Below are 8527 nucleotides of genomic sequence, written 5' to 3'. Positions count from 1 at the left end.
TCGGTACACTCCCCAAAAGCACGAGCCCGAACACAACAGCCCAGGCAGAATACGTGATGTTGAGCGCCATGCACCGTGCCGCGCCGATGGTCGCAATGCCCTTGTAGTAGAACAGATACGATGCCGCACCCGCGAGACCGGAAAGCACCACAACGGCAGTGGAAATCGACGGCAGCGCGCTCGCCGTGAACGCCCACGCGCCGAACGCCGGCAGCACCACCACAGCGTACACGATGGCAGACGTCGTCTCGCGGATCTGCAACGCCGTCTCGTTGTCGACCGCATCATCGCGCATGCCCCAAGCGCACAGCACCGCCTCGCTGCCCCAACCAACAACGCACACGACCGCGCCGACCAAGCCAAGCGCCGCGTTTCCGACCGACGAATCACCCGAAGTGGCGTACCCCATCACCATGACGCCCGCGAGCGCGCAGGCGAGCGCAACGAGCTGGCGCGGCCTCATGCGCTCTTTCAACAGGACAAACGCCATGAACGTACCAAACGCAGGGTAAAACGCGGAGATGATCGCGGTATAGCCTGCGCCAATGTTGTTGATAGCGACCAGATAGCCCGTCATGCCCAAAGGTCCGCCCAGAAGCGCGCCGAGCATTACCACCTTGCCGCTTCTGGTCTTTAGGGCCCGAATCGTATCGCCAAGGCGCCGGCGCACGCCCATGAAGAGGAACAGCCAGATGGCACATGCCGCATCGTGCATGAATGCGCTCGCGATCGCCGCAAAGGCGATGGCCTCTGGCGTGCCGATGAACGCCCCCATCGTGAGGGCTATTCCCAAGATGACGGTGTCCAAACCCCACAGAAAGCCGCTTGCAATACCGAACCTCATGCGATTCCCCTCTCCTCTTTTTGAGCGATTCCTTCATAACCCGAGATCACACGGTCGAAATAGCGCAGCGCATAGCTGAGATAGATTTCCTTCCACTCTCCCGCGCTCCCGCCGACGGCCTCCTTGTAGAGCGCCCACAGATACCAGCACCAACCGGCGAGCGCCACGAAAGCGAAGTTGTGGCAGCGCTCGGCAAACGTGGGAATGCGCCCGAAGTAAGCCGCAAGCGCCGCGTCGGCCTCGGATTCGGAAAGCTCGCAGCACACGGTGAAGGTGCCGAAATCGTGCGCGTAATCGGACATGCCGGCATACTCCCAGTCGATAAGGTGCATGCGGTCGGATCGGTCGATGAGGATGTTCAGGTTAAAGAAGTCGTTGTGCGTGATGCACACGGGCGCACCATCGGCGTGCGCGAAGGAAGCAACGCGGGCGGCTTTCGCGGCGAGCTCGTCATAACCGGGCACCGTAATCGGTCCCAGCTCGCGCAAAAGCGCATCGTAGCGTTTCCCCTCTTCGTAGAAGTCGAACGTGCGGGCAAGGTGCGCGTCGCTTTCGTGAAGTGTGCGCGCCATGCGCATCGCGCAAGCGACCTGCTCGGCGTCGCGCGCATCGAGCTCACGGCAATCAATGAGAAAGCGGGAAAGCTTCCAGCCCTGATCGACGTCCTCGTAGATGAAGGTGCCGTCAAGCCCGATCGAGCGCGCGAGCTTCAACGCCTCGACCTCGGCCTTGCGGTCGACGAGATCCTCGGTTCCCACGCCCGGCTGACGATACACGTATTCGCCTTCTGGCGTGGTGAAATGCCACGACTCGTTTGTCAGGCCCTGCTTGAGCGGCCAGATGTCGGTAATCTCGTCGCGCGAGACCTCCAACACCGATGAGATATGCGCGTATGCGCACGCGGGCAGCATGCCCTGTTCTTGCTCAATACCCACTTGTTCTCCCCAGACTTAGTAGGTTACTTACTTGCTATCTTTCACTGGACGAACGAACCCGCCCAGCACATCCGTTACGCACACCGCTCGCCTGGCGTCACTCGGAGCTCCCAACCGCGTGCTCCGCGTCGTAGAGCACGTCCTCGCCCGCTTCGCGCTCGAGCTGCACGGCCTTCTTCACGGCGAGCAGGTTCGCGAACACGATCGCGCAGATGCCAGCGGCCAGCTTGCCCGCAAGCACCACCACGATCAGGTTCGGCTGGAAGTTCGCCGTAAATGATAGGTGATCGCCGAACAAAAACGCGCTGCACACGGCGAACGCCATGCAGATGACCTTGTCCTTCGCACGCAGGTCCTTCACCATCGAGAAAAGCGCGAGCACGTTAGCCGAAGCTGCGAGCAAACCCGCCGTCGCATCGGAGGACAGCCCCACCGCGCCGCCGATCTTGGCGAGCGGCTTTGCCAGGTAACGCCTGATGAGGTACACCATCGGGAAAGCGCCGCAGAGCATCATGCCGATGGCGCCCGCAACCTCAAGCGCACGGAAGGTGCTCCCTTCGTCGGCGATAATCGGGTCGAACCCAAAGCTCCCGAACAGCGTCGACCACACGCCCGTGAAGTATTCAACAACCACGAGCACGAACACGATTTTAAGCGCGCTTTCCATCACGCGGCCGAACACGATGAATCCCTTGATCATGGCGTCGGGCTTGAACTTGAGGCCCGCCGCAAGCGCCACGCAAACGATGATGAGCGGGATGAGGTTCACACCGATCTGCCCCCACGAGAGCGCCAGCTGATAGGTGGCGTCGGCATTGGTGGAGATGACCTCGCGCACCATCGGATGCGACACCGCGATGATGGCCGACGCCACGAACACGCCGACGGGAATGGCGAGAAGACCGCTCATCACGCCGAGCGCCAAGTACTTGCGGTCGCGCTTCTCGAGCATCTTCAGCGCCACGGGGATGGAGAACACGATGGTCGCGCCCGCCATATATCCCGTGACCATGGCCATGATCCAGCTTTCGCGTGTCTCGGCGAGCGCATCGGCGAGCTGATAGCCGCCCATGTCGACAGCGATGAACGTGGTCGCGGCCATCGCGGGGTCTGCTCCGACAGCGGAATACGCCGACCCGAAGACCGAGCTCACGAACGCAGTAAGGTACGGCGCCGACGCCATGATGCCCGCGGTCGGCAAGAAAATCGGACCGATCGAGTCGATGCCGGCGACGAACTGCTTCCCAAGCTCGCTTTCGGGCTTGATGACGCTCGCCAGGCATCCGGCGATCGCGCACGCCATGATGATGTAGACCACGATGGTTCCGATGAGTTCCATCCGCTTCCTTTCAACCAATCAAGAGGATCCGTTCAGTCGACGTTCAGCCTCAGCAAAACGTGAGCTCCTTAAGCAACCTGCCCCGACGTCGCGCCGTACAGCTTAAGCGCCAACGCCGAATACGCCTTCGCTGTGCGATACCACAGGTAGAGCCACTCGCCCACCGGATCGCCCGTCGATTCTTTGTAGAGCGCCCAGACGAACCAGTAGTACGCAGCGAGCGCGACATACGCCAAGCAGTGGCGCATCTCGGCATCGGTCGGGGTCCGCCCGAAGTAAAGCTCGATCACATGGCGCGCCTCTTCGACCGAGTAATCGGAGCAGCAAATGAACGTGCCCAGGTCGGAAGCATAATCCGACATTGCCGAATACTCCCAATCGATAAGATACATCTCCTCGCCGCGTACGAGGAAGTTCGGGCTGTAGAAGTCGTTGTGGCACAAACACGGCTCGACGCGGTCCGTGCGCACGAACGCATCGAGCACCCCAGCGTTGCGCCCGAGCTCCTCACGATCGGGAAACGACGGGTAGCTCTTCCTGCCGAGAAGCTCCACGATTGCGACCGCATCGCGGTACACGTCGAAGGACCACTCGCTTTTCTCGCCGCTGTCATGCAGGCGGCGGCCCAGCTCCATCGCACGGCGCACATGGTCCTCGTTGTGGTAGTCGAAGGGAACGCAGCCGTCGAAGAAGCGCGAGATCTTCCAGCCTTCGGCGGGGTCCTCGTGGATGAAGGTGTCGTCGATGCCGAGCTTCTTTGCAATGGCCTGCGAAAACGCCTCGCTCGCACGATTGATGATCTCGTCAGTGCCCACACCTGGGTGGCGATAGACATACGACTCGCCTCGCACCACGAAGCGAAACGACAAGTTCGTGAGCCCCTCCTTGATGGGCACGATGCCCTCGACATCGCCGCGCGAGCAGTCGAGCACGCGGCAGATGTTGTCGAGAATCGCGGAGTCGACGTTCTCGATGAAGTCGTGGTCGAACTCCTTCAGGTCGGCAATGGAGTCGAACTCATAGATCACGCCCGGCTCGTAGGGGCGCATGACCATGCGCAGCTCGTCGAGGTGCGCACGGTAGATGTCCTCCCAGAGCTTCCCCGCGGTCTCGGGCCGATCGTACTCGTCGACGAGGATTCTCACGAAGGTTTCGGAGAACGCGCGGTCGAAATACACGTGCCCGAGCATGCCGTACTTGTCGCGGCCGCCGATGGTCACGCCCGTGATACGCCCGTCGCGCGCGGTGTCGAGCAGATACTCGTTCGTCTCGCCCGCGAAGAACACACCCGGGTAATAGGCCTCGAACACGTACGGCTCGAAGACGTTTTCGGTGAAATAGTCGTCCGACGAGCAGACGTAGGTGTTCCCCAGCTTCTCGCGCACAAGCATGAGGGTGGAATTGTTGTTGCGCACGGAATATTCCGTGTTAACGCGAATGACCACGCCGAACTTGTCCTCAAGGTAGAAGAAGGCTTCCTTCATATACCCCACGACGACGGTGATGTCAGTGATGCCCGCCTCTTGAAGCTGGCGGATCTGCCGCTCGATGAGCACCTCGCCGCGCACGGTGAGCACGCCTTTGGGCTTTTCGTAGGAAAGCGGGGCGAAGCGAGAGGAGAGGCCCGCCGCCATGATGATGGCGTTGTCGACCTTGTAGGGCGAAAGCGCCTCGAAGCCGGCAGGCGTCACGGAGAAGCTGTCCACCAGACCTGCGTCGACGAGCGCGCGATATGCCGTGTTCACCGTCCCAAGCGACAGGCCGGTTGCCGTCGCGATGTGGCGCTGCGTATGGACGGCCTCGTCGCGCAGCGCGTTGAGCACCTTGAACGTGCTTTTCGTCAATGTCATTGCAATACTCCCCAGTAAATGAAACGAGGAGTATTCTAGCGAATGGTGTTCAGTTTTGTAAAGCTTTAATCAGAAATTGAACAAATGCAGGTCAAAAGCTTAGGCATACGGCCCGAAATCGAGCTCGACGGGCGCATGATTGCGTCGCGCCTCCACCGGGGGAAGCTTTTGCCACTCACCGTAGAGCTGGCGCAGGAAGGCCTCGGGGTCGGCGGGCGCGGGGAACTCGCACCCTTCGAAGGTGACGATCGAGGTCGGCAGCATCATCGAGCGCGCGTAGGGCTCGTAGGTTGCATATGCCATGACGACAAGGTCGTCCGATGCAAGCGAAGGGTCGTTTCCGCAGGTGGCAGCTTTATTGAAGCGCGCGACAATCTTCTCGGGAGAATAGAGGCCACGGGCTACGAGATGAGCCGCACCGCAAGCCACACGCTCGATCGCGCCGAGCGCTCCCTTGTGGGGCACGACGATGCTCCTTGCATGGGAAAGGTATGACACGCTTTGCCAGAAGCGGCAATCGCGTCGCTGCCTCTCCGCTGTCGCCGCGTCAGAAGAAAGGGCGTCGTAAGGCAGCAAGTCAACAAAAATCCCCTGGTCAAAGCCCGCTTCGATAGTCTCCTCCGTCGCGAAGCGCGTGCCGCGCAGCCACACCTTGCCGAACAGCGCCGCCTGATGCGGGTTCGTCTCAGGGGTCGACACGACGTATTCCTCGCCCAAAAGCGCCGGCGCCTCGGCCACGAAGCGGTCGTAGTCCGCGCGCGGCATGCCCAAATCGATGTCGTCGTCCCACGGGATGAAACCCCCATGGCGCAGCGCCCCGAGCACCGATCCCGAATCGAGGAAGTACGTGATGCCCAGCTCGCGACACACGCGGTCGATTTCCTTTAAGATGCGCAGCTCAAGCAGCTGGAGTTTCCTTAGGTCCTTGTCATCGTATTGCATTGCGTTCCCTAACCTATCTGCCCGAATGATTCCTACAACCTACCATTGCGCGCGCTGCCCCGCCGCCGCGGCCTCGTAGAACGCCGCAAGGCGCGCTGAAGTGTCGGCGATATCGAACCCGTGCGCTCGAACCTGCTCGCACGCGTCGCTGCGCGCAGAGCCCGCCGCAGCCGCGAGCATCCGCACGCACTCGCCCGCCCACGCCTCGGCACCCGCGGAAAGAGGCATACGACTCGTGCGGTCGCTCACCACCGCAAGCTCGGGAACGCCCGTCGAGACGATGGTCGGAAGCCCCGACGCCTGCGCCTCGACCGCCGAGAGGGCAAGCCCCTCGTTCACCGAGGGAAACACGAACGCGTCCGCCGCGCGCAGGAGCCGCGGCACGTCGTCCACCACGCCGAGGAAGCGCACCGCCTCTCCCAGCCCCAGCTCATCTGCGCGCGCCTTCAGGGACTCTTCGAGCTCGCCGCGTCCGGCGCACAGAAGTACCGCATCAGGAAGCTCTCGTTTCACCCGAGAAAACACCTGCAATAGGAACTCGTGGTTCTTCACGGGGATCAAGCGGCCCGTATGGCACACGACAGGGCGGCCGAAAAGCCCCAGCTCGGCCTTCGCCTGCTCATGCGCAGCCTCGTCGCACGCGTAGCGCGTCATATCGATGCCGTTCGGCACGATAGCGAAACGCTCACCTTCCACAATCGCGCCCCCGAAACGGTCGAGCCCCGCCTCCCTCGAACACGCCATGAAATAGTCGGCAACGCGGCGCACGGGATGCGCAGCAACGTTGAAGGCGAGTCCCGGCAGGCCATGCACGTAATTCCGTGCATGGCTGTGCGCAATCGCGAAGGCCCCCGCACGCTTCGCCTCCGAAAGATAAACGGGCGCGCACGAGCCGATATGCCCATGCACCACGCGCCATTCCGGATGCTCAGCAAAAAGCGCGCGAACGCTGCGCCGATAGGCACCCGCGTTCAACCCCGTGAAGCGCGGCACGCGGAAAAAACGCCCGCCGAACCGCTCGATTTCGGCGTCGTAGTCGCCTTCGCGCTGCTCGTGCACGAGAAAGTCGAACTGGATGCGCTCGCGGTCCATCGCGCGGTAGAGGTTCATCACCATGGTTTCCGCCCCGCCGCGATCCATCACGCCGATCACCTGCAGCACGCGCATCAGCAAGCCTCCTTAGCATCAACCGCATCGTCACGTACAGCTTCGCCCTCGGCCCCAATGATGCGGTCGGGCCCCTTCTTCACGACTTTCACCAGGAAGAACAGCAAGATTGCCACACCGGCAAGACACGCACCCGCGCCCGCGAAGCTCACGCCGTTCATGTCCCACCTGTCCACGCAGAAAAACGTGAGCGGGATGACGGCGAGAAACGCGACGACGTTGCCCGCGAAGTTCGCCCAGAAATGGCGCAGCGTAATGAGCAGGTCGCCGAAGAACCATAGAAACGCAGTGGCGGCGGTCGAGATGATGATCGGCTGCAGCAGGTAAACATAGGGCACGATGCTCTCGCCGAACAAAAGCGCGAGCGCCCAGGCGCCGATGAACTCGAGCACGATTGCGCAGGCCACGGTCACGCCCACGATGCCCGCGACCGTCTTCCCCAAAAGCGCCACGAAACCGCGCGCGTTCCCCTCGAAGAACAGCTTCGGGAAGATGTCGAGCAGCGGCCCGTAGAGATACTGCGCGCCCATCTGAATGACGAGCGCGGGCGCGGCGACCGACGAGTAGATGCCGAGCGCCGCCGAACCCACGGTGAGCGCCAGGTACTGCTTGGGGATCGCGAAGATGGCGCTCGCCGCCACCGAGGCAACCACGGCGGGAAGCGAGGTCTTCAGGAAGAAAAGCGCCTTCTTGCAGGAAAGCGAGATGCGCACGGGCTCGAATCGCTGGCAATGCGGCAGATCGAAGGCGAAGAGCACGACCGCCGCGGCGGCGAGCATGGCGATGATCGCCGCATCGAGGTTGCGCGTCGCCCAGTAGATGACCACGAACGCCACGAGGGTCGAGGTACCTTGCAGGATGAACGACTTGCCGATGTAGTCCATGCGGCGGTTGATCTGGTCGACCCCATGGAGGATGTCGATCACAAGCCCCACGCCCTTGAAGGCGTAGAAGAGCGCCACCGTGATGAGCGCCTCGGGAGCGCAGGTGAGAGCCGCATATATCATGCAGGCGACAAACGCGCCCGCAAGCGTGAAGCAGCGGAAACCCATGTACTCGCCCACCGTGTTCTCGCGGCGGATGTCGGAGATCTGGTAGGTTCCCATCTTGTAGTTGGCGAAGGTGCCGAAGATGCCCACGACCGACATGGCGAGCGAGAGCAGGCCCGCATCGTCGTAGCCCGACGACAGGCGCACGACGAAGATGGTGGTGAACCACTGGCAGGCGAGGTAGGCCATGGAACCGATGGAGTTCCAGATCATGTTCGCCTTCACGGAAAGCTTCTCAGGCACCTCAGCTTCTATCGTCGCGTCAGCTTCGAGCGCATCCTCGGCCTGCGTAGCGGCTCCTCGAGACGTTTTCGCATCGCTCATAGGCGATAGGCTTCCATCACGTGCACGGCGCGATCGGACTCGGCGGGCGGCGTGCGCCAGTCGCCGTACTCGATGGC

General features: G+C 62.1%; 7 protein-coding genes. All 7 read right to left on the bottom strand.

Annotated features, from left to right (window positions below):
• A partial coding sequence (locus tag Q0G18_RS08040; protein ID WP_297151785.1) for a DMT family transporter occupies positions 1 to 844 on the bottom strand: 844 nt, incomplete at its 3' end.
• Positions 841 to 1779, bottom strand: a complete 939-nt coding sequence (locus Q0G18_RS08035; protein WP_297151783.1) for a phosphotransferase — start codon at positions 1777 to 1779, stop codon at positions 841 to 843. The genes Q0G18_RS08035 and Q0G18_RS08040, both read right to left, overlap by 4 nt.
• A 97-nt stretch (positions 1780 to 1876) precedes the next feature.
• Complete coding sequence (gene eutH / locus Q0G18_RS08030; RefSeq protein ID WP_297151779.1) at positions 1877 to 3118, bottom strand: ethanolamine utilization protein EutH; 1242 nt, start codon at positions 3116 to 3118, stop codon at positions 1877 to 1879.
• Positions 3119 to 3186: 68 nt separating this feature from the next.
• Positions 3187 to 4968 carry a phosphotransferase gene (locus tag Q0G18_RS08025; protein ID WP_297151776.1) on the bottom strand — a complete coding sequence of 594 codons (1782 nt, stop codon included), beginning with the start codon at positions 4966 to 4968 and terminating at the stop codon, positions 3187 to 3189.
• Between the two features lie 99 nt (positions 4969 to 5067).
• The gene (locus Q0G18_RS08020) at positions 5068 to 5910 is read right to left on the bottom strand and encodes a LicD family protein (protein ID WP_297151773.1); all 843 of its coding nucleotides are present in this window, start codon (positions 5908 to 5910) and stop codon (positions 5068 to 5070) included.
• Positions 5911 to 5949: 39 nt separating this feature from the next.
• Positions 5950 to 7077, bottom strand: a complete 1128-nt coding sequence (locus Q0G18_RS08015; protein WP_297151770.1) for a glycosyltransferase — start codon at positions 7075 to 7077, stop codon at positions 5950 to 5952.
• On the bottom strand, positions 7077 to 8450 hold the full coding sequence (locus Q0G18_RS08010; protein WP_297151766.1) for a polysaccharide biosynthesis protein: 1374 nt from the start codon (positions 8448 to 8450) through the stop codon (positions 7077 to 7079). The genes Q0G18_RS08015 and Q0G18_RS08010 overlap by 1 nt, the downstream gene beginning before the upstream one ends.
• Positions 8451 to 8527 lie beyond the last annotated feature (77 nt).

It is taken from the genome of uncultured Ellagibacter sp. (genome assembly GCF_934636505.1).
Classification (GTDB): Bacteria; Actinomycetota; Coriobacteriia; order Coriobacteriales; family Eggerthellaceae; genus Ellagibacter.
Note: the sequence above shows the minus strand (reverse complement) of the source record. Positions and strands in the feature narration are given on the sequence as shown.

Excerpts from the sequence above, each read along its gene's own strand:
- eutH (WP_297151779.1), bottom strand. The coding sequence starts at position 3,118 with ATGGAACTCATCGGAACCATCGTGGTCTACATCATCATGGCGTGCGCG.
- Q0G18_RS08025 (WP_297151776.1), bottom strand. The coding sequence starts at position 4,968 with ATGACATTGACGAAAAGCACGTTCAAGGTGCTCAACGCGCTGCGCGAC.
- Q0G18_RS08020 (WP_297151773.1), bottom strand. The coding sequence starts at position 5,910 with ATGCAATACGATGACAAGGACCTAAGGAAACTCCAGCTGCTTGAGCTG.
- Q0G18_RS08015 (WP_297151770.1), bottom strand. The coding sequence starts at position 7,077 with ATGCGCGTGCTGCAGGTGATCGGCGTGATGGATCGCGGCGGGGCGGAA.
- Q0G18_RS08010 (WP_297151766.1), bottom strand. The coding sequence starts at position 8,450 with ATGAGCGATGCGAAAACGTCTCGAGGAGCCGCTACGCAGGCCGAGGAT.